Source organism: Pantoea sp. USHLN298 (assembly GCF_037149395.1).
In the GTDB taxonomy this organism is placed as follows: domain Bacteria; phylum Pseudomonadota; class Gammaproteobacteria; order Enterobacterales; family Enterobacteriaceae; genus Pantoea; species Pantoea astica.
In genome coordinates, this window is the sequence record NZ_JBBCRO010000027.1 from 1 (window position 1) to 277 (window position 277).

The following is a 277-nucleotide window of genomic DNA, read 5'->3' on the forward strand; positions in this document are numbered from 1 at the left end:
ACACTATCGTGTCCCCTTCGTCTAGCGGTTAGGACTCCGCCCTTTCACGGCGGCAACAGGGGTTCGAATCCCCTAGGGGACGCCACTTGCTTGGTGACAGGTGAAAGGTGTCTCCACGAAGTATCTCAAAACCGATTCGGCTGCGTAAGCAGCGGAGCCGCGTTTGAGATATTTGCTCTTTAACAATCCGGAACAAGCTGAAAATTGAAACGACATGTCGTTTTCATTCTCCGTAATAAGAATGAAAAACACGACATGTTCGAGTCTCTCAAATGCT

The 277-nt window shown here is 49.1% G+C and carries 1 protein-coding gene and 1 tRNA gene; one reads left to right on the forward strand and one right to left on the reverse strand.

Annotated features, from left to right (window positions below):
* Positions 1–10: 10 nt before the first annotated feature.
* Positions 11–85: transfer RNA gene (locus WFK59_RS22025), tRNA-Glu, on the forward strand.
* On the opposite strand, the gene WFK59_RS22030 is transcribed toward WFK59_RS22025, so the two are convergent.
* A partial coding sequence (locus WFK59_RS22030; protein WP_336757303.1) for a hypothetical protein occupies positions 73–277 on the reverse strand: 205 nt, incomplete at its 5' end. The genes WFK59_RS22025 and WFK59_RS22030 overlap by 13 nt on opposite strands.